Below are 22297 nucleotides of genomic sequence, written 5' to 3'. Positions count from 1 at the left end.
TATGAAAAGTTCAAAATTCATAATGCAATTCTGCGCGAGATTTCTCGCTATCCTCATTATTTTTCAAAGTTGCAATATTTATCATTCCGCAAATATTAGTCTGGAAAAGGCATCAGAAACTAATCGGAAGGTGAGGGTGAAAACCGATGCAGGGGATAAATTAAAGTTCAAATGGATCGCTGATAAGGAGGGAGAATTCTATGGTTATACGCGGGGAAACTCAAGTACATCGAAAAAGCTTAAGGATCTGGGAGTTATTGGCACCAGTAACGGTAAGTTTTACAGCTATGGTTTGAAAACTTTAAATATTGATCAGGTTCAGGCTAAGAATTATACTTTATCTACTATCGGGACAATTTTAATATCGATTGTTGGAGTATTTGCTGTTCTAGGTAGCTTGGCAGCTTTAACCTGGAATAATAATTTTAGTGTTTGGTAATGAAACACTTTATGATTTAACCTTGGTCTTTTTCATGCTAACCATATAAACTCCAATGAAAACGAGTCCTGCAGCTAGTGCTTTTATCCAGGTTAATTTATCTGCACCTACCGAAATAGCAAAGGTGATCGCAATCAACGGCTGTAAATAGATAAAAGCGCTTATCGTTGAGGGTGACAATTGCTTCAAGGCATATATATTAAGTAAATAGGTCATAAAAGTGGTTCCTAATACTACAAATCCCATTTTCCAGATCGCATCGAAGGGCAGGCTGGCCCATTCAACATCCATAAATTCTGAATAGGTCACCGGTAGATTAATAAAAATAGCGATCAAGAATAACCATTTCATCAGAGTGATGGCGCGATACTTTTTAGTAAGCGGTTTCACCAGGATTAGGTAAAGTCCGTAGGAAAATGCATTTACGATAAATAGAACATTTCCAAGAGGTATGTTAGGTGCATTGAAATTCTCGCCCGTGCTAAACAGAACCAGCACCAATGCTCCGGCCATCCCGATAATGATCCCCAAAGTTTTCAATAAGGTTATTCGTTCCTTAATAAGGATAGAGGCCAGGATGAGCACCATCACTGGTGAAAGCGTGATAATTACAGAACTGTTTATAGGAGTGGAAAGACTTAAACCTTTAAAGAAAAACAGCATATTTATCACCATTCCGAAAATTGCACAGCCTAAAATCCTCGGCCAGTCTGATGTTGCAATCTTCTCCTTGGGTGCAAAAATACTGATGATCCAGAAGAGTATCGCCGCTCCGCTTACCCGCAATAGAATAAATCCGAAAGGCTCAATGTAAAGTGGCATCAATCCTTTGGCAATCGTGTGGTTAACTCCATAAATGGCACTTGCCAGGAAGGCGGCCAAAATAGCCAGAATTCGGCTTTTATCCATGAATAGATTCTTTAGCGCTGGCTACTGTTTTTTTCGAATTGCCTATAAAGATCTCATCATTATTAATAATAACCGGTCTTTTAAGAAAGGTATAATGCTCAAGAATAAGATTTTTAAAGTCGTCCTCTTCCAAATCTTTATTCTTTAGGTCTTTATCTTTATAAAGCCTGGCTCTTTTACTGAATAGCGATTCGTAGCTACCTGAAAGATTGTACATCTCTTCTAATTGATCGCTGGTGATCTCTTGTGTTTTAATGTCCTGAAGAATGAACGCTTCCGGAACTTCAAGTTCGTTCAAAATTCTTTTGCAGGTATCACAGGTGGAAAGGTGGTATATTTTCTTCATGACATATGATTTATGCTGCAAAGAACGGAAATTTCAACCAAAGAGCTGTTTTAAGATCACGCTTTTGGCTGATCTTTATTCAGTTTCAAATACGGTTCGATTTCACTTTTTGAATATGATAATATGAAATTACCCTCCGCATATGGTGCGATCTCATAAGCATTATAATGTAAAATCACTTTTTTCCCGGTGATCCCTATATTTTGAGGGAGGTGAAATTCATCATCTTCGAAGAACATTCCGGTGCTGTTTATATTTTCATTAGCTGGAATATCTTTTTTATTTCTGAAATCCTTTTCGACAAAATCCTTGAATTCAGCATTGAAAATATCCCGAACGTTCAATATTTTACCTGTGTTCGGGTTGAAATTCAAATAACGAGTGCTTCTGTATCCATGGGCGCCACCTGTAAAAATATCGGTATTGAATTTCATGGAGATCAATTCATCTGATTTGTAATCTACTTTTCCGTTGATGGTTGCTTCCCATGGTAATTCATAATCAGGAAATTCAAGCGCAGTTTCTTGGTAGTTTTTCAGGAAATTTTCTGCCAGTTCCTCTGGTTTTTCTGCTCCACCTTCATCCTGATAATCTATAGTATTGATCAGGAAATGTTCAATTTCCTTATTTATATTTTCAGATATATTTCCTGCATTCTTGGCAATGGGATAAATAAGGCTTATGAAAGTGCATTCGCCATCTTCAGGTTTACAATCATCTAGTCTTTTTTCAATGGTTTTAGTGGAAAAAGACAATTCCATTTCCACATCTTCATCAATTTCTTTCTTTTCATCAGCACAGGCCAGGCATAGCAATACCATTAATAAAGGCCATATAATTCTTCTCACAATTGGCAGGTGTTAAATAACAGGATAAAGGTAAAGGCAATTTTGTGATTGCCCAACATGCTCACTACATTTGTTATCCAAATTTTCAGAAGGTGAAATTCAATACTAAAACGATTCACGGAGGACAGCATAACATAGATCCGGCTTATGGTTCGGTGATGCCGCCAATTTATCAAACGAGTACTTATTCTCAAAGCACCCCCGGAGGTCATAAGGGTTTCGAATATTCCCGAAGTGGTAATCCTACGAGGTCAATATTGGAAAAATCACTCGCTAGTATTGAAAATGGGAATTTCGGACTTGCTTTTGGTTCGGGACTGGCGGCGATCGATGCTGTTTTAAAGCTTTTTAAGCCAGGAGACGAGATCATTTCTACTAATGATCTTTATGGAGGCTCCTACCGACTTTTCACTAAAATATTTGAAGATCTCGGAATTAAATTTCGCTTTGTCGGGATGCAGGATGCTTCAAAAATAGAAGGGCATATTAACGATAATACCAAACTGATATGGATTGAAACACCTACCAATCCTATGATGAATATCATCGATATTAAAGCCGTTTCTGAAATTGCTAAGAAGCACGATCTTCTGTTAGCGGTTGATAATACCTTCGCTACTCCTTATTTACAGCAACCTATGGATCTTGGAGCTGATATTATCATGCATAGCGCTACCAAATATCTTGGTGGGCATAGTGATGTGGTAATGGGTGGACTCGTAGTAAAAGATAAAAATCTGGCCGATAAGTTATACTTCATTCAGAAAGCCAGTGGGGCCATATGTGGTCCACAGGATAGTTTCCTGGTACTTCGTGGTATTAAAACGCTTCACTTAAGAATGCAGCGTCATTGCGAAAACGGTGCGGCAATTGCACAATTCTTGAGAGATCACCCAAAAATAGATAAAGTCTACTGGCCTGGATTTGAAGATCATCCTAACCATGATATTGCTAAAAAGCAGATGTCAGGTTTTGGAGGTATGATCTCTTTTACTACCAGGGAAAATACCTTGGAGAGCGCTACAAAAATCGTTGAAAAATTAAAGGTTTTTACCCTAGCCGAATCTTTAGGAGGTGTAGAGTCACTAGCTGGTCATCCGGCGAGTATGACGCATGCTTCCATTCCAAAAGCTGAAAGAGAGCAAACTGGTGTCGTGGATTCTCTAATCAGGCTAAGTGTTGGAATTGAAGATGAAGAAGATCTTATCGATGATTTGAAACAAGCTATCGGATAATCAATTAAAAACACAATTATAACTCAGCGGCCTGGACAAATCGGGCCTTTCTTATTAAAACTATGATGAAGAACATTATTTCCTTAAGTCTGTTGTTAATAGCAGCAATAAATCTATCCATTGCTCAGAGCCTGGAATCTCCAAATGGAGATCTAAAAATGGAATTTTCTCTAAATGAGGATGGAACTCCAACCTACAATCTGAAGTTTGATGAGGAAGAGGTGATCAAAACCAGTAAGCTTGGTCTGGCTCTAAAGGACGAAGAAGATCTGCGATCAGATTTTGAAATTGAAAGTACAAAGGAGTCATCTTTTGATGAAACCTGGAAGCCTGTTTGGGGAGAATCTAAAGAAATAAGAAATCACTACAATGAGCTCGAGGTTCAATTAGCTCAGAATGAAACGGGCAGAAAATTAATTATACGTTTCAGAATGTTTAATGAGGGTCTTGGTTTTAGATATGAATTTCCGGAGCAGAAAGACCTCGTTTATTTTATTCTGGAAGAGGAACATACTCAGTTCGCCATGACCGGCGATCATACCGCTTTCTGGATCCCGGGAGATTACGATTCTCAGGAATATGATTATACAGAATCCAAGCTTTCAGAGATCAGAGCGAAATTTGATGGTGCCGTGCAGCCAAATGCTTCCCAGGAACAATTTTCAAAAACGGGTGTGCAGACTGCATTAATGATGAAAACCGATGAGGATATTTATATCAATCTTCATGAAGCAGCATTGGTTGATTACTCATTGATGAATTTAAACCTGGATGATGAAACTATGATCTTTGAATCATGGTTAACGCCAGATGCAGTAGGGAACAAGGGATATTTGCAAACACCTTCAGTTTCTCCATGGAGAACAATCATGGTTAGTGACGATGCCAGGGATATTCTTTCCTCTAACATGAACCTGAACCTGAACGAACCAAATAAACTGGATGATACTTCCTGGATAAAACCTGTAAAATATATCGGAGTCTGGTGGGAAATGATCACGGGTAAAAGTTCTTGGGCTTATACAGATGAATTGGCTTCCGTAAAACTTGGAGAGACAGATTATACGAAAACTAAACCTAATGGAAAGCATGCCGCCAATACAAAACATGTAAAGGAATATATAGATTTTGCTGCAGAGCATGGCTTTGATGCAGTTCTGGTTGAAGGCTGGAATGAAGGTTGGGAAGACTGGTTTGGGCAATCTAAAGACTATGTTTTCGATTTTGTAACTCCTTATCCAGATTTTGATGTAGAAGAGATTCAGGATTATGCTGAAAGCAAGGGTGTTAAAATGATTATGCACCACGAGACTTCCGGAGCGATAAGAAATTATGAGCGCCACCTGGATACAGCTTATCAGTTTATGAATAAATACGGTTATCCTGCGGTTAAAAGTGGTTATGTGGGAGATATTATTCCAAGAGGGGAGCACCATTACGGGCAATGGGCTATTGATCATTTTTTATATGCGGTTAAAAAAGCGGCAGATTATAAGGTGATGGTGAATGCACACGAAGCTGTGCGGCCAACCGGTTTAAGGAGAACTTATCCTAATTTAATCGGAAATGAATCGGCAAGAGGAACTGAATTTCAGGCTTTCGGAGGTTCAAAACCGAATCATGTGACCGTGCTTCCATTTACAAGATTAATTGGAGGGCCCATGGATTACACTCCGGGGATCTTTGAAATGGATATTAGTAAATTGAATCCAGATAATAATTCTCACGTGAACAGCACCATCGCGAACCAGCTGGCTCTTTATGTGACCATGTATAGTCCGTTGCAGATGGCCGCAGACCTTCCTGAAAATTATATGAAATTCCCGGACGCTTTTCAATTCATCAAGGATGTAGCTATAGATTGGGATGAAAGTATTTATCTGGAGGCTGAACCGGGTGATTACATTACCGTTGCCAGAAAAGCAAAAAGAACAAATGATTGGTATGTTGGAAATGTAAATGGTAATGACGCCAGAACGTCTAATATTAAATTTGATTTTCTGGACAAAGGCAAGGATTATATTGCTACAATTTATGCGGATACCAAAGATGCACATTATAAGACCAATCCTCAGGCTTATGAAATCAAGAAATATAGAGTAAATAATAAATCAAAATTATCACAGCTATCTGTTCCAGGTGGTGGTTACGCGATCAGCATTAAGGAGGCCGATAGGTCTGAAACTAAAGATCTGAAGAAACTTTAAATCAAATAAAAGCGGGAACCAATTGGTTCCCGCTTTTATTTTAAGAGTCTTTAAAATTTACCGTATTAAAAAATATCTTTCAGAACGCTTACCAATCTTTTTACTTCCTGAAGACTATTGTAGTGGACAAGACTAATTCTTACCACTCCATTCTTATCTTCCAGACCGAGGGTCTGAATTAGTTTTTTCGCATAAAAATCACCAAACCTGATCCCTATCCTGTGCTCGTCTACTTTCTCTACGATCTCATTGCTTTTGAAAGTAGAATGAACAAAGGAAATCGTTGGAACTCGTAAATCTGAATCTGGTTTTGGATGGCCAATAATTTTAATTTCAGGAACGCTGTTCAAATATTCAAGTAAAATTGACGCAAGATTTTCTTCATGAGCAGCAATCAGATCAAATGTATGGTCTAATTTTTCAGAAAAATCTGCCGACTTCGACCTGGAATGATGTCTATACAGGTCTTCGTAATATTCAATAATTCCCAGGGTGCTGTAAGTGAGTTCGAAATTAAAATTACCCGGTTGCAGTTTATAAGGCACATCTTTTTTTCCTATGAAATAGTGATTTAAACTATCCAGTTTCAGAAGTTTGGAATATTTTCCATACATCACTGCCAGATGAGGTCCATAGGTTTTATACCAGCTGAAAGTATAAAAGTCGGCGTCAAGCTCCTGTACATCTACTTTTCTATGCGGAGCATAGGCAACGCCATCCACACAAATCAATGCCCCGGCTTTATGCACTTCTTTTGCTATTTTTTTTATAGGATTGATAGTTCCCAGAACATTGGAGGCATGAGTAACTGCAACCAACCTGGTTCTGCTATTCATCAATTTGCGAAGGTCTGAAAGATCCAATTCTAGGGTTTCAGGATTTACCTTCCAGATTCTTACCTCTATTCCCTTTTCTTTGAGATCCATCCATGGAGAAATATTTGCCTCATGATCTGTATCGGTTACAATTACTTCATCTCCTTTTTTCCATTGCTTGCTTATGCTTAAACTCAAGATTCGTAATAGCATAGTAGTGGAAGATCCGATTACGACTTCTTCCGGTCTTGAAGCATTTAATAATTCTGAAATTCTGGAAGTGGCATAACTAAGCTTTTTTCCTGCTTCCTGAGAAACTTTATAAGAGGCGCCTAATTGCACATTATGATGCAGAAGATAACCGCTGATTCTTTCGGCAACTTTGCCTAATACCTGCGAACCGCCGGCATTATCCATATAAATAAAGTCCCTTTCTAATGCCGGAAATTGCTTCCTTACAAATTCGATATCTATCATTTACTTAACAAGCTTTCATTAAATAATTTAAGTATTCTGCGATATTCATCGGTCCAACTGCTTGGCTCAACAAATCCGTGATCTTCTACCGGATATAATGCCATTTCCCAGTCTTCTTTACCTAGTTCGATCAATCTTTGCGAAAGTCTCACTACATCCTGAAAATGAACATTTACATCTACCATTCCGTGGGCGATCAAAAGGTCGCCTTCTAAACCTTCAGCAAAATAAATTGGAGAAGATCTACGATATGCGATGGGATCATTGGAAGGTTCGTTCAAAATATTAGAAGTATAGCCATGATTATAGTGTGCCCAGTCTGTCACAGATCTCAGGGCTGCACCAGCTTTAAACGTATCGGCTTCAGTGAACATGGCCATTAGGGTAATAAATCCACCGTAACTTCCGCCGTAAATACCCACTTTCTCAGGATCTATATTATGATTTTCTATTAAGTATTTTACGCCATCAACCTGGTCGCTGAGATCTTTTCCACCCATATAACGATAAATCCCTGTTCTCCAATCTCTGCCATATCCTGCGCTACCCCTGTAATCTATATCGATCACCGTATATCCAAGATCGGTGAGAAGATTATGAAACATATATTCCCTGAAATAGCTGGACCACCATTTATGCGCATTCTGAAGGTATCCCGCACCATGAACAAAAACTACGGCCGCATTATTTTTTGCAGATTCTTCCGGAACATATAGTCTCGCCGGAACCATTTTGCCGTCGCTGGCTTTGAATTCTATTAATTCTGGTTCTCTCCAGTCATAAGCCGCAAATTCTTCTGTTTGCCCATCTGTGAGTTGCTTTGGTTCACCTTCAGCCCCAGTTCTTTTAAGATATAGTTCTTCCGGCTTATTCATATAGGAATATGTAATTGCCATGTATTTTTCATCAGGGGAAAGACTCACCTCATTATTACCTGTTTTGCTGGTAAGTTTTGTCTTTTTACCACCCATCAGTGGCATTTTGTAAAAATGTCTCTCTCCGGGATGTACTTCAGAAGAAGTAAAATACCAGTGTTTTTCGTCGTTGGAAATAAATGGATCAAACACCTCAAATTCACCTGAAGTAAGAGCTTTCTTTTTACCATTTTCAGTATTTAAAACATATAAATGGGAATAACCAGTTTCCTCGCTTTGGAAATAGATATGCTTATTATCTGGCAACCAGTCCATCGTCTCATAACCGTAATAAGTATATCCAATTCCAGGTCCCGCAAGCCATGCTTCATCTCGCTGATGTTCAATTGATCTGATCGTCCCTTTTTGCAGATCGATAAGTGCGATCCAGCGATCTTTATTATCTGTAGATCGCAAATTTACCACCGCTTTTTCACCATTATCTGAAAATTTCACAGTACTAGGGATTATTTCTCTGGGATCTTCTTTCCACTCTTTATCTGGATAGTCTGAAGTATAATCAGGCAGTTTTGAAATTCCTGGTAGCCCGCTAAAATCGATCATAAAAACGCTGTCTTTCTCAAAATCGTAAAGAGCCAGTTCAGCAGTATATTGCATATCTCCAACTTTACTTCTTGCTGAAATATCTTTGGTATAACCGCTTTCGTCTACATAATTCGGAACGTTGGTGCTTTCACCACGTTCTCTTTTAATCAGGCTGAAGGTGGCGTATCTTGCATTCGGAGAAACTTCCAGGTTCTGCACATCACGATCGTTCAGGTAAAATGTATAATCTTCTTCCTCCTTTACAGATTCCCTATATGCTTTTGAACTTTCACGCGCTTCTTTTCGCTGGTTTACTATCTGCAGCAATTCCAGATTTTCAGATTCTATCCAGGAATTTTTTTCGGAGGCGCTTTTTTCTGATTTTTTTGATTCTGATCCAGATTTGATGTTGGTAAGTTGCTGAATACCTCCTTCTTCAGTATCGAAAACAAAAATATTGTCCTGTGCTTTAAAGGCAATTTTAGAATTATCTGCCAGGAACTCAGGATCAGTAATATTGAATGAAAGATCCAGTAATTTTTTTCTCTTTTTCGCCTTCATATCGTAAAGGACAAGATCGCCATCTTCAGAAAAGACCTTCATGGTTCTCGCATCGTTAAAATCAGCATTACGAGGGATGAGATCCTGTTGTTCTCTTGATGGAACCTTCAGGATCTTTTCAGGATTGTTAATGTTGATGCGGTATAGAGAATCTTCGGCATTCTTTTCGGGATTATATCTGAAATAGATATTTTCTCCGTGTGTTCCCCAGCGTACTGAACTAGGGAAAGTTCCTATCCAGTTGGGGTCTTGCATTATTTTTTCAACGCTCAGTTCTGAAGTCTGGGAAAATGAGAGTATAGTTCCTAAAAGGAAAAATACGAGGGCGTTCAAGCTTTTAGACATAGCTAATCTTAAATTTAAGGAGTGCCAATATAACTAATTTTTATATCCTCTTTAAACCTTACCAGCCAGTAAGTGTCTAAATTCAAAGCTTTTCAATAAAATACCGATATTGTATTACCATTTTCTAACTAAAAATTTACTTATGATCAAAAAATTCAGCCTTTTAAGTTTATTATTAATTTCAGTTTCTGTGCTCACTGCCCAATCTCAGCAAGAGATGGTAGAAAAGATCGTTAATGAAGCAGAAAATAATTCTCACCTGGAGAAAATCGCCCATGAGCTTCTGGACGTGGTTGGTCCAAGATTAGTGGGAACGCCACAAATGAAAAATGCTCACGACTGGGCAGTTAAAAAATACGAAAGCTGGGATATTTCAGCTAGAAACGAGGAATGGGGAAAATGGAAAGGCTGGGAAAGAGGAATTACTCATATCGATCTTGTTTCTCCACGAATTCAAAGTCTGGAAGGAAGACAGCTGGCGTGGAGTCCCTCTACCGGGAAAAAACCTGTAACAGCTGAGGTTGTAATAATTCCTGAGGCGAAGGATTCTCTTGATTTTCTGGAACAGATCAAATCAGTAAGAGGGAAATTTGTGCTTATTTCAATGCCTCAACCAACCGGTAGGCCTGATGATAACTGGGAAGAATGGGCTACTGATGCCTCATTCGAGAAAATGAAATCTGAAAGAGACTCCTTAAGTTCAGTTTGGGATAAAAGAATGGAGAAAACAGGACATTCACGTCGAGATCTGCCAAAAGCTCTGGAAAAAGCAGGTGCTGCAGGAATTATCAGTTCTTATTGGTCCAGAGGTTTCGGAGTAAATAAGGTTTTTTCGGCTTATACTGAAGAGATTCCTACGATCGATCTTTCTCTTGAAGATTATGGATTGCTTTACCGATTAGCTGAATATGGAAATAAACCTGAAATAAGATTGGTAGCTGAATCTAAGGAACTGGGGGAAGTACCAACTTTCAATACTATTGCCGAAATTAAAGGGACCGAGAAGCCAGATGAATATGTGATCCTTTCCGCTCATTTTGATAGCTGGGATGGTGCTACTGGTGCTACAGATAACGGTACCGGGACCATGGTAATGATGGAAACCATGAGAATTCTAAAAAAACTATATCCTAACCCAAAAAGAACAATTCTAGTAGGACACTGGGGCAGCGAGGAGCAAGGCTTGAATGGTTCCAGGGCCTTTGTTAAAGATCATCCTAAGATCGTTGAAAATATGCAGGTACTATTTAACCAGGATAACGGGACCGGGCGAGTGGTAAATATCTCCGGAAACGGATTTCTTAACGCTTATGATTATTTAGGAGAATGGCTTTATGAAGTGCCAGAGAATGTAACTGAGCATATTGAAACCAACTTCCCGGGAACGCCAGGAAGAGGAGGTTCAGATTATGCTTCTTTTGTTGCTGCGGGTGCCCCAGCTTTCAACCTGAGTTCTTTAAGCTGGTCTTACTGGAATTATACCTGGCATACGAACCGCGATACTTATGATAAGATCGTATTTGATGATGTTAGAAACAATGTGATCCTTACCGCGGTACTTGCATATATGGCCAGTGAGGATCCTGAGAAAACTTCAAGAGAAAAGATGAAATTGCCGAAAAGTAAAAGAACCGGTGAGCAAATGACCTGGCCTGAACCGAGGGATGCGGAGAGAGCAGGAATGCTGGAAAATTAAGCTAGAATCAAAATAAAAAAGCCCGGAAATTTTTCCGGGCTTTTTTATTTTATCCTTTTAACTCAGCTCCTACAGGAACTGAACAATCATGTCCTGGTTCACCGTGAGGAGGATTTATTTTTGGAGTGGCGCTTTTCAACCTAACCGGGGAAGTGGTCATTTCCTGGGTAGTATTCGAAGTGCTTGCAGTATTTAGCGGTGCACCTACTGGTAAATCACAACGATGACCCTCTTCACCATGAGCAGGATTATATTTAGTGTCATTACTATTGGCCATATTAGATTTTATCTCTTCAGATGAATTCTTTTCGGTAAGAGCTTCTTCTTTTTCTGCGGATTTATCTTCGTTCTTGCAGCCAACGGTCAGCAGGGAAAAAGAGAATATCAGTAATAAGGCTTTTATTTTTAATCTTTTCATAACTAAGGTATTATACAGATAAATATATTCAAATTATTCGATAATTTCCTGAAGTTCCTCTTCAGAAACAGTTAGAATTCCGGATGCTGGAAGTCTGGTGGTCATCTCTTTCCAGTTCTCATCTGCCGCGAAAACTGATTTAAAGATCGGTTTTGCTTCATCAAGGCGACCGCTATTAGCCAAGGCAACTGCTTTCCAGTATTTCATTTCCAGATTTTCAGGGAACATTTTTTCAGCAGCTCCATACTCTTCAAGAGCTTTTTCCATATCGCCATCCTCCACCGCAAGATCACCTTTGTTCATGTGCTCATAGGCGCGATTAACTTTCAGTAACCTTGATAATTCAATGATAGGATTTTCATGGTCATCTACTCGAAGATCTATCTTTTTCTGTTCCCATTCATTTTCTGTTCTTTCAGGTCCCACAACCACCAAAGCTGCAGATTGCTTACCTCTAATATCGCCACCTGCTTCCTGTGCAGCTTTTAGAACTTCTACTACTCTTTCAGCCAATGGATAATCAGCATATCGAAGAAAAGCTTCTGCCATGGCAGGAACAACCTTGTCGTTAAGCATCATATTGGCCTGCACTGAAAAGTTTCTTCCTTGTAGATCTTCGGCTGCTTCCACACATTTTTCGCCGGTATATCCTGAAACATTTCCGTTAGCATCCAGGAATGCAACCTGTCTAAACGCCCTTCCACCATCCTTTTCAATAAGGCGGGTTAGAGCCTCTTCCGCAGAAACTCCGTTTGCCATAAGTTCAAGACCCTCAGGGCCATATGCAGGATTCACAAAAGATTGTGTGGCAACTACTCCTACTCCTGCCTTTCCCCAGGAAACGATAGAACCAACTGAAAACCAGTGGCTCTGTACACCAACTGCCATTTCACCGGTTACAGTATCTCTGGCAACAATTGAAAATGTATGGGCGAATGCATCTTTTGAAATATTTTCGACACTCTGGGAATTACCTGTGAAAGGAATGATCAGGCATAATAAAAGGTATAAGTTTTTCATAGTATTTTCAGTTTTGTCTAAAGATAATAAAAGGGTGATGATATTAGAAGCTGTGGTGCAAACTCAATTGTAACTGACCTTTGCTCAACGAGTTTGTGGTTTGTTCCATAAAACCTAGTTGAACTTTCAGATTGTCCTGTATTGCATATCCCAGTGCTCCATAAAGCCTGTTTCTATCAAATATTTCTACAGTTCTTCCATCGCCAATATTTCGTTCTCCGTTTATGAAAAGCTCATTGTATAAGGCGATATAAACAGAATTTTTAATGAGATCTGGCTGATTTAAAGGAATGTTCAGAGAAAAGTTATATCGATAACGCGTTCTAAGATCCTGGTTTTCCACCCATCTTTGTTCGTATCTGAACCTGTGTTTTAAAAAGATCCTGGATGCTATTCTATGTGGAATCAAAGCCTGCTGGTAAATTCGGCTTTCTGAAGAGGTTTCATTAGAATTCCCAAATTCACCTATAGTTATATGCCCGTATCCAAGGGTCAATTTCAAATTTGAATTCACGCTGTAGGTGGCGCCGGCACGAAGCAATAATTGTTCAAGGTCGCCGGCTAGATTCCAGTTTCGATATTGAATATCACCCTCAAAACCAAATTTTGATTCATTAATGCCCACATTCCAAACATACATATACCAGGCACCCAATTTATCATCGTTTACCTGGGCCGAAGCAGATAAGATGAAACAAAAGCCTAAAAGTAAAAATGTATATAAATTCTTCACAATATCGTTTTTAGCAAATATAGTATTGCAAACCGATATGCTGGGAAAATGGATGAATCAATGTTGGAATAGAAATTTTAAAACTGACTTATATATTTCATAATAACCGCTTATTTTTGCTTCGAAGGCCTCATAGTTCAATGGATAGAATAGAAGTTTCCTAAACTTTAGATCCAGGTTCGATTCCTGGTGAGGCTACTGGAAAGGGTATAGCCTAAACCAAAACCTTGTTAATCTTTTGATTTTCAAGGTTTTAATTTTTTTTGATATTATGTGATATCGTCTGAAATCAGCCATTTTGGAATACAGATCGTCTACATTTTTGTCATAAAAAAATCTTATCTTGAACTGGCGCAACGCGTGCTATTGTTGATTTGACTTTCGTAATAATGTTTCACTTTAACACGTCAAATCATGCGAACTTCGTCTACATTTTCGGTACTTTTCTGGATACATGCTCAGCGAGCGAAGAATGGACTAGCCTCTATTTATGTCCGTATATCTCTGAATAAGAAGAAGTTAAATATCAGTTTAAAGCGAAAAGTTGATGTTGATTTATGGGATTCTAAGAAGCAAAGATCAACCGGTGTTGACGCTTTCGATTTAGAGCTCAATGAGTTCTTAGACCAGGAATACTCTAGGTTTTTCCAATATTACCAGGAATTGAGAATAGAAGGTAGGGTTCGATCCCTGGAAAATATCAAGAAAAAGTACTTTGGAGAGACTGAAAAACTGTACTCTTTGGAGGATATTTTTGAGTACCATAATACTACCTGTTTTTCAAAATTAAAGCCGAATACCAGGCGGCTTTATGATACCAGCCAGAATTATATCCGGAAATTTATTAAACAGGAGTTTGGGAGGAAGGATTATTACCTGCAGGAATTAGACTATAACTTTGTATTGAAGTTTGAGAACTTTCTCAGAGTTGTGAAACCAAAACATTACCAAAAAAATCTACAGCATAATGCGGTAATGAAACATATACAACGGCTAAAGAAGATGATCTCACTAGCTTACCGGATGGAATGGATTGATAAAAATCCATTCATAAATTTTCAATCCACATTAGAGCCACGGGAAAGAGAATTTTTGTCTGCTGAAGATCTTCATAAGATAGAAAAGAAGAATCTGAGCTTAGAAAGATTAGATAGGGTAAGGGACTTATTTGTATTTAGCTGCTATACTGGTATAAGTTATGGAGATCTCGTATTACTGAAACCTGAAAACCTTACCATTGGAATTAATGGAAAGTTATGGATAGTAACCAGAAGGATGAAAAATGGAAATTCAGTTAAAGTTCCTTTACTGAGAAAAGCGGTTACAATTATCGAAAAATATAAAAAAGACGTAAGTTGCCAGGTAACCGATACCTTATTACCGGCAATATCTAATCAAAAGGTCAATCAGTATTTAAAAGAGATTGCTACATTATGTGAAGTGAAAAAACATGTAACTTTTCACCTTGCCAGGCATACTTTTGCCACTACAGTGGCCTTGTCTAACGGTATGCCGATTGAAACTGTATCTAAAATATTAGGCCATAAGAAATTGTCTACCACTCAAATTTATGCTAAGGTGGTGGAGCGAAAATTAAGCGATGATATGGCAAAGCTGGAAGAGCAAATTGATATAAAGAAGGGGAACAAAAAACCTGGATTAGATGGAATTTATACACAGGTATAGCTTTATTCTCCTATTTTGAATTCAATAAAAAAGCCCGAAGCTAGTTCGGGCTTATCTTTATTATTTTATAGTGCAGGACTATAGCTATTGTATAGCCGGGCACTGAGGTGCAAATATATACACCTTAGTAAATATAGCAAAATTTAATGAGAATTAATATTTATATCCCATTTTACTTTCAATGATATTCTTTATTACAGGGTTACTAGAATTCTCTAGAAAAAGCTTGACCATATCTCGTTCCATGTCCTGAGATCTAGTTTCAGAAATTTGAGATAAGATGTACTTTATAACTTTCATTGATGAATCAAGAGAATGTCTATTATTGTTATTGAACGAGAATGCCGGTATTCGATTAATACCCCGAGGAGTATTAAAATCAAAAATCACAGCACTGTGAGCACAAACATTTCGCACCTGCTTAATAGTCGTCATAAAATTGATAAACTTACGAATGTCTCTTATCTCATAAGTATTAGAAATACGCTCCTTTATTCCGTCATCTTTTAGAGACGTGAAGATTTTTAAAATTCCACCGAATGTGAAGAACTCAATAGTTTTCCAGGCTGGCGCATATTTATCATTTATATACTTATCATGGTGTTTTTTTATAGGCTTATTGTTTCTTTTAAACTCCTCATCGTAATATTTATCGAAATTTTCTATATAGGATTTGGACATAACATGATTATCCACAAACCAGGTAGGAGATTCTTTGTACTTGTTAGAAACATAATATACAAGCTTGGTTCTAAAATTAATTTCTATTCTATTAATATACTTAGTAAGCAGGTTTCTTAAGTCCACATCTAAATAGTACAGACTAACAATATCAGAAAACTTGGTCCCATCTTTCAAATTATGTTTATCATCGATTTCAAAGGGTTGCCAGTAAAAGCCCAATCTGTAATAGCCTATATCCAAAAGAATTTCTTTAATTTTTTCTTCCTTCCAATCCAGAATCATACCTCGATCCCTCAATAGTTCGATTTGCTTGTCTATACTTGTGGCTTTTCTACCCATTTAATTTATTCTTAAGAGAATTATTCTCTTCCAAAGAGAATTTTAACTCAATTTCATGCTTCCAAGGGCCAATCCTTATACTGCCCTTCAGCCTGCTCAATTACTTCTTTAAGTAGTTTATCTAATTCCGAGAAAGGAACTTTTCCTCTGAGTTCTTTTTTAACAGCTAATCGAATAGCAGCCTTTGCTTCTTCCTTTTTTGTCCAGTCGAGTTGAAGATTCTTTTTAACGGACTCAACCACCTTATGAACCAGATCCTGGATAGGGCCTTCTTTATTCAATAACTTTTCATTGGCTGAAAGTAAATCGTAAAAAGCAAGTTCGTCTTCAGTAAGGCCTAATTCCTTGGTCCGTTTATCCTGTTTCTGGAATTCTTCTGCAATGTCGAGAAGGTGTTTAATAGCGGCAATGGAATCGAGACTGTTTTTGTGATAATCGCTAAGTACCTTATCCAGCTCCTCCTTTAGCCTTTTCATCTTTTTGATGTTCTTAGGCATTCTTACCTTCAGCTCATCATTGATGATCCGCTTCAGTAATTCAATTTTTATATTCTCTTCTCCTTTATCCTTAACAATAGCCTGAAATCTGGAATCAATAATTGAGATATCGATCTTATCCAGATCATACATTTTTGCCAGGTCTACAATTTCCTGGGATTCTAGGGATTTGCTGATAAGATCCTTTATTCTTTCATTCTTTTCGCGCTGCGGGCCGGGAGGGAACTTGATCTTTCTAATGGTCTGACGAATCTTTTGAATAATTCCCACATCTTCCTGTATCTCCCAGATCCTGGAATCTGAACTGGTCATTGCTACCAATTCCGATAAATTGCGTTCTTCTTTCAAGAATTTATCGGTTATGGCGTCATTTTTCAGAAGATCGTTTACCATTTTCCTGGACCATTTCAGTTTATCCATGTCTTTCATGGCGTTGATATCTTCTGCATCAAATCCGCCCATGAGGTCTTTGACTTCAGCAAGCTTTTCAAAGCAAAGCTTAACAGCAAGTTCGATATCGACAGCTGGTTTTCCTTTTCCACCGCCACCGGTGTATTTCTTAGTAGCAGAAGCCAGATGACCTGAAATTCCGATAAAATCAACCACAAGTCCGCTAGGTTTATCTTCGAATACACGGTTCACCCTGGCAATAGCCTGCATTAGGTTATGACCTTTCATGATCTTATCTACATACATGGTATGCACACAAGGCGCATCGAAACCGGTTAACCACATATCTCTAACGATCACTATTTTTAAAGGATCTTCAGGATTTCGGAAGCGTTTCTTAATAGCTTCCATAGCATCTTTGGTTCTGGAATGTTTGTTCCATTCTTTAGGATCCTTCCCGATATTGGTGGTCATCACTACGGCAATTTCAGGACAACCTTCAAGCGCCGTTAACGCATCATATACTTTCACGCAATTCCGCCGACTCATACACACCACCATAGCTTTTCCTTCCAGGCTTTCGGTACGGGCTGTATAATGCTCCAGGATGTTAGTGGCTAATTTAGCTACCCGATCCTCGGCACCGGCGGCATCTTCAATAGCCGCCCAAACGGCATTGTTTGTATCGTCTTCATCTTCCTCGGTCTCATCCAGTTCCTTAAAATATTCAGCTTTGATATTTAGCGGAATCATTTTTGGCTCATAATAAATCGGAACAGTTGCACCATCTTTTACCGCCTGTTCAATATCGTAAGTATGAATAGTTTTTCCGAAGACATGCTCGGTATCGGCATCTTTTTTATCCACCGGTGTACCGGTAAAACCTAAGAATGAAGCGTTCGGTAAAGCCCTCCTAAGATTTTGCGCAAAACCACCTTTATGAAAACCGTATTGTGTACGGTGCGCTTCATCGGCCATCACGATAATATTATAGCGTTCAGATAATACCGGATGCTGATTTTCTTTTCCGTTTTCGAGATCTTTTAAGCGGAACTTCTCAATAGTAGTAAAGATCACTCCGCCGCCATCTGAACTTAATAGATCTCTTAATTCTGCAGTGGTATCTGCATGCTGAACTTCTCCCACCAAGTCTTTAGCGAGGACAAAATTTTCATAGAGTTGCTGATCCAGGTCTGAACGGTCTACCTGAATTACAATAGAAGGATTCTTCATTTCCGGCATTTGGCGTAAAATTCCGGTAAGGATGGCCATAGAGATACTTTTTCCTGAACCCTGCGTATGCCAGATCACACCTAATCGTCCATCACCATTAGGCTTGATATTATCAACGGCGCTGTCAACTGCTTTTTGAATTCCCCAATACTGATGGTATTTCGCACCTTTCTTTATGATCTTTCCATTGTGATCTTCGTGGAAAATGAAATTTTGCAGATAATTAAGCAGCGTTTTTTTTGGAAATAACCCCTTCAATAACGTTTCCAGCTGAAATTCTTCATTATTTTCAACGTCTTCCCCGGTAATACTCTTCCATGGGGCGAACCACTTTAGAGAAGAGGTATACATACCGTGCAAGGTTTCCATTCCATCTGAAACCACGGTAATAGCATTGTAATCGAATAACTGCGGAATGTCTAACAAATAATGTCCTATCTGGCCGTGAGCATTTTCTACCCCGACTTCAGGATCAAACATATTCTTGAATTCAAAGACAATTAAAGGGAGGCCGTTGATAAATATCACCAGATCTGCACGACGGCTGTTCTTACCAATCACCTTCACTTCATCTGCAACAACAAATTTGTTCTTTTCTGGTTGCCGGTAATTAATAGGATACATATGCCGGGCCTGTTCCTTGCCCTGGGCATCTTTCCAGCTAATGGAAACGCCCTGTGTCATTTTACGATGGAAATCACGGTTGCGATGGTCCAGGTCCATACCCTGGTGTTGGGTAAAGGCAGCCATCGCTTCGTTTATAACGGTTGCAGGTACGTCTGGATAATTTTGCTGAAGAAAATTTCTTAGATCTTTTTCTACTACCGTCTTTTTAAGATCTCTGTTTAAAAAGTTTCCTTCCTGGTGGGTATATCCCAATTCCTGCAGGCATTCTATGGCCGCATTCTGAACCGTAATTTCTATCATTTGTGTCATAGCACTTCAGATAAGGTTTTCTCTACATCTTTAACCCGGACTTCTCCACTTATTAGTTTAGGTAAAAGAGTGTCACGTATATTAGAAAGTGTTTCATGTTGTTTTGTATTATTTTCTATCATTTCGAAAATCGGTGATACTTCTTGATTGAACCTATTTATCACTGATTTTGTCGGGATAGCAATCTTTATACCTTTAATCGTTTTTGAATTAACCGCAGTTGCAATTGAAGATGTACTTCCTAATGAATCAAAATTAAAGTTTTTCAATGCTAGGTACAGATAATAATTCGAAACAACCGTATTTTCATTTTGTTTGAATTGAGCTATCGCTTCATTAGTGACCATTCTCTCAGTAGAAATAGCAATTCTTCCTACAGTTAACTTGAAGCTCAATAAAACTGTTTGTGGATCTACAATTGGAACTCTTTTTTCCTTTACTGCTTCCTCTGTTAGGTATTCTGAAGTTTTACTTATGAAGGTTCCGGAATTGCCCATGTCCTTAATTGAAACCCATTTTACGCCCGAAATTTCACTAAACCATTTTGATTCTTTTCTTGGTGGAGTTCTACCGATTGATACATTAAATTCGTCATCTAACGTTTTCACCTCCCAACCTTTCAGAATTTCCCCTAATTCAGAATCTACAAACTCCCCATCCTTAAAAGGTCCGAAATCTATAAACCAGTGCTTATAAAGAGCCATTGCCATTTCTTCCAGGGTTTTATTCATCTGGAGGTTGTTCTCGATCTTATCGTCTAAAGCAGAAAGGTTTGAGGCGATAGCTTTTTGTTCTTCTAATGGAGGTATGATTAAAGGTGAGTTGGAGAGAATCGAGGTGTTTAAAGAAGGTCGCGTCGCACCTACCGCAACTGTCCTAATATAATTTTTAAATTTTTGACTATTTAAATAGTATATGAGATAGTCTGGATAGATTTTTTCAACATTTGGCCTAGCTCTTAAGGTACTACTTGAGAAAATCCATCCATCTTCTTCATTGGTAACTAAGCTACTTCGATCAATATTTACTCCAACGCGACTAAAAACAATGTCACCATTTTTAAGAGTATATTTCTTTAATCTTTTCTTATCAGCATCGGAAACACCATCAAGATTATCCCTATTTATTTTTCGCTCGCCTAAATTTTTAACCGTTACAAGTGGAGTTCCATGTTGTACATAATCAGAGCTATGCAATTGACTTCCAAATGGTCCAGTTTGAACTTTTGCAATCTCACCTAATGTAACTTTTTCCCAATTATTATTCATTGGATTAAATCTTTTCAAAATTGGAAATTATCTGTTTTTTTAGGTCTTCTGCTTTTTCAAATTGCCCCATTAATTGAGCTTTTAAAGTTTCCATTTTTTCCTCAAAAGAAATTCCATCGTCTTCTTCGGCTTCGGTACCTACGTAGATTCCAGGAGTCAGCTTATAATCTTGCTTTTGTACGTCTTCAATCGTGGCTGCTTTACAAAACCCTTCTTCATCTGCATAGGCTTCGACTCCGCTCAGCCTGACATTACGCCATTTATGATAGGTCTCGGCAATTTTATCAATGTCCTTATCTTCAAAAACCCGTAGTTTTCGGCTGGCCATTTTTCCCATTTTGGAAGCGTCAATAAAAAGCAATTCATCATTTCGCTCTCGGTGCTTGCCGTCATTGCCATCACGGTTTTTGCTGAGAATAAAGATACAGGCGGGAATTCCGGTGGTTAAAAACAGTTTATCCGGTAGTCTAACTATGGCATCTACCATAGAACTATCTACCATATGCTGGCGTACATTTTTCTCTCCCTTGTTATTGGAGGTCATCGCTCCGTTAGCCATTACAATACCAGCTGTTCCGCTTTCGCTTAAATGCGACCAGAAGGTCTGCATCCACATATAATTGGCGCTACTGTCGGTGGTGAATTCTTCCCTCGGTCCAAATAATCGGGGATCACCATCAGGCAGATCTTCCGGGTGCCAGTTGCTCACATTAAACGGAGGATTGGCGATAATATAATCGGCTTTCAGGTCGGGAAATTTATCCTGTAGAAGAGAGTTTCCAAGCTTGATGTCAAATGAAAGATTCCGCAGCATAAGATTCATCAAACATAACCTCAAGGTCTGTGCGGTCATTTCCTGTCCGTAGATGGCAATATCGCTTTTGTTTCCTCCGTGTTCCTGCAGGAATTTTAAACTCTGCACGAACATACCACCACTTCCGCAGGCAGGATCAAAGATCCGTCCTTTGTAAGGTTCCAGTAATTCTACCAGTAATCTTACAATACTACCCGGTGTAAAGAACTGCCCGGCACCAGAACCTTCAGCCATCGCGAAACGGCCAATATAATATTCATAGATACGACCAAGAATATCGCTTTCAGGATTCTCTTTTTCAGAAAACTTGGAATGGGAGAGAAGGTTAATGATTCCGCCGGTTTGCTTAGGAGATAACTCGCTACGAACAAATATTCGAGGCAACAGGTTTTGAAGCTGAGGATTATATTCGGTCAACAGGTTTTGTACAATTTCAAATGCATCATCAACCTTCACCTTGATATCATCCTGCTCGGCATTATCTTTTAAATAAGTCCAGGAAGCCTTTTCAGGAATTTTAAAGGCGTTACGGGAACGGTATTCATCCCGGTCTTCCAGTACATAATTAATCTCTTCTTTATCGTTGGTGTAATAATCAGATTCCGGATCCTGCATAAGATCCTTCAATTCATCCTTAACTACCTCGTAGCGTTCGCTTAAATGCTTGACGAAAACGAGGGGTAAAATGTAATTTTTATAGTTGTTCTCAGATACTGCGCCTCTAAGTTCGTTCGCCGCATCCCAAAGTTCTTTCTCAAAGTCGATGTCTGCTTTTGCCATTTATGCTAGGTTGTTCTATTGTAGCCTTAAAATTAGGAAATATTGCATAACAGTGATAACGGGTATTCCTGTAGGGAGGGAATAGAACAAATATAAAGGAATGGGATAGAATTATGCTGGTAAAGGTTTTAAGAAAATTAAATCAGTTGTTTATTATTGTA

General features: G+C 38.6%; 17 protein-coding genes and 1 tRNA gene. 6 read left to right on the top strand and 12 right to left on the bottom strand.

What is annotated here, in order from left to right; genetic code table 11:
• Window position 1 precedes the first annotated feature (1 nt).
• Window positions 2–439, top strand: coding sequence for a hypothetical protein (locus AC2S94_RS04150; protein ID WP_484630249.1), 438 nt, complete (start codon window positions 2–4; stop codon window positions 437–439).
• 9 nt (window positions 440–448) lie between these two features.
• Here AC2S94_RS04150 and AC2S94_RS04145 read toward each other — a convergent pair whose 3' ends face one another.
• The 3 genes from AC2S94_RS04145 to AC2S94_RS04135 are packed head-to-tail and all read right to left on the bottom strand — an operon-like array spanning window position 449 to window position 2542.
• Window positions 449–1348, bottom strand: a complete 900-nt coding sequence (locus tag AC2S94_RS04145) for a DMT family transporter (RefSeq protein WP_484630248.1) — start codon at window positions 1346–1348, stop codon at window positions 449–451.
• Window positions 1341–1694 (bottom strand): arsenate reductase family protein, encoded by a 354-nt coding sequence (locus AC2S94_RS04140; protein ID WP_484630247.1) that lies wholly within the window; start codon window positions 1692–1694, stop codon window positions 1341–1343. The genes AC2S94_RS04145 and AC2S94_RS04140 overlap by 8 nt, the downstream gene beginning before the upstream one ends.
• 56 nt (window positions 1695–1750) lie before the next feature.
• A complete protein-coding gene (locus tag AC2S94_RS04135) occupies window positions 1751–2542 on the bottom strand; it encodes a DUF3298 and DUF4163 domain-containing protein (protein WP_484630246.1) in 792 nt (263 codons plus the stop codon).
• 92 nt (window positions 2543–2634) lie between these two features.
• On the opposite strand from AC2S94_RS04135, the gene AC2S94_RS04130 reads away from it, so the two are divergent.
• Both AC2S94_RS04130 and AC2S94_RS04125 read left to right on the top strand, forming a co-directional pair.
• Window positions 2635–3777, top strand: a complete 1143-nt coding sequence (locus AC2S94_RS04130) for a cystathionine gamma-synthase (protein ID WP_484630245.1) — start codon at window positions 2635–2637, stop codon at window positions 3775–3777.
• Between the two features lie 65 nt (window positions 3778–3842).
• Complete coding sequence (locus tag AC2S94_RS04125) at window positions 3843–5984, top strand: glycoside hydrolase family 97 protein (protein ID WP_484630897.1); 2142 nt, start codon at window positions 3843–3845, stop codon at window positions 5982–5984.
• A 65-nt stretch (window positions 5985–6049) separates the two neighbouring features.
• On the opposite strand, the gene AC2S94_RS04120 is transcribed toward AC2S94_RS04125, so the two are convergent.
• Window positions 6050–7276, bottom strand: coding sequence for a cysteine desulfurase-like protein (locus AC2S94_RS04120; RefSeq protein WP_484630244.1), 1227 nt, complete (start codon window positions 7274–7276; stop codon window positions 6050–6052).
• A complete protein-coding gene (locus tag AC2S94_RS04115; protein WP_484630243.1) occupies window positions 7273–9642 on the bottom strand; it encodes a S9 family peptidase in 2370 nt (789 codons plus the stop codon). Before AC2S94_RS04115 ends, AC2S94_RS04120 begins: the two co-directional genes overlap by 4 nt.
• A gap of 142 nt (window positions 9643–9784) precedes the next feature.
• On the opposite strand from AC2S94_RS04115, the gene AC2S94_RS04110 reads away from it, so the two are divergent.
• Complete coding sequence (locus AC2S94_RS04110) at window positions 9785–11338, top strand: M20/M25/M40 family metallo-hydrolase (protein ID WP_484630242.1); 1554 nt, start codon at window positions 9785–9787, stop codon at window positions 11336–11338.
• A gap of 49 nt (window positions 11339–11387) precedes the next feature.
• On the opposite strand, the gene AC2S94_RS04105 is transcribed toward AC2S94_RS04110, so the two are convergent.
• Genes AC2S94_RS04105 through AC2S94_RS04095 form a run of 3 tightly spaced genes read right to left on the bottom strand, consistent with a single transcriptional unit; the run spans window position 11388 to window position 13509 of the window.
• On the bottom strand, window positions 11388–11756 hold the full coding sequence (locus AC2S94_RS04105; protein WP_484630241.1) for a hypothetical protein: 369 nt from the start codon (window positions 11754–11756) through the stop codon (window positions 11388–11390).
• A 33-nt stretch (window positions 11757–11789) separates the two neighbouring features.
• Entirely contained in the window at window positions 11790–12776 is a 987-nt protein-coding gene (locus AC2S94_RS04100; protein WP_484630240.1) for a DUF1028 domain-containing protein, read from the bottom strand.
• Between the two features lie 43 nt (window positions 12777–12819).
• On the bottom strand, window positions 12820–13509 hold the full coding sequence (locus AC2S94_RS04095; RefSeq protein ID WP_484630239.1) for a DUF2490 domain-containing protein: 690 nt from the start codon (window positions 13507–13509) through the stop codon (window positions 12820–12822).
• Between the two features lie 126 nt (window positions 13510–13635).
• Between AC2S94_RS04095 and AC2S94_RS04090 the strand changes: the two genes are divergently transcribed.
• A tRNA-Arg gene (locus tag AC2S94_RS04090) sits at window positions 13636–13707 on the top strand.
• Between the two features lie 216 nt (window positions 13708–13923).
• The gene (locus AC2S94_RS04085; protein WP_484630238.1) at window positions 13924–15195 is read left to right on the top strand and encodes a site-specific integrase; all 1272 of its coding nucleotides are present in this window, start codon (window positions 13924–13926) and stop codon (window positions 15193–15195) included.
• Between the two features lie 153 nt (window positions 15196–15348).
• Here the strand turns inward: AC2S94_RS04085 and AC2S94_RS04080 are convergent, their stop codons facing one another.
• The 4 genes from AC2S94_RS04080 to AC2S94_RS04065 are packed head-to-tail and all read right to left on the bottom strand — an operon-like array spanning window position 15349 to window position 22136.
• Complete coding sequence (locus AC2S94_RS04080; RefSeq protein WP_484630237.1) at window positions 15349–16218, bottom strand: Abi family protein; 870 nt, start codon at window positions 16216–16218, stop codon at window positions 15349–15351.
• Window positions 16219–16271: 53 nt separating this feature from the next.
• On the bottom strand, window positions 16272–19274 hold the full coding sequence (locus tag AC2S94_RS04075; RefSeq protein ID WP_484630236.1) for a type I restriction endonuclease subunit R: 3003 nt from the start codon (window positions 19272–19274) through the stop codon (window positions 16272–16274).
• Complete coding sequence (locus AC2S94_RS04070; protein ID WP_484630235.1) at window positions 19271–20560, bottom strand: restriction endonuclease subunit S; 1290 nt, start codon at window positions 20558–20560, stop codon at window positions 19271–19273. Before AC2S94_RS04070 ends, AC2S94_RS04075 begins: the two co-directional genes overlap by 4 nt.
• A complete protein-coding gene (locus tag AC2S94_RS04065) occupies window positions 20547–22136 on the bottom strand; it encodes a type I restriction-modification system subunit M (RefSeq protein ID WP_484630234.1) in 1590 nt (529 codons plus the stop codon). The genes AC2S94_RS04070 and AC2S94_RS04065 overlap by 14 nt, the downstream gene beginning before the upstream one ends.
• Between the last annotated feature and the right edge of the window lie 161 nt (window positions 22137–22297).

Source organism: Christiangramia pacifica (genome assembly GCF_057221535.1).
The sequence above is the reverse complement of the archived record's forward strand: the minus strand, read 5'-3'. Positions and strand labels throughout refer to the sequence as shown.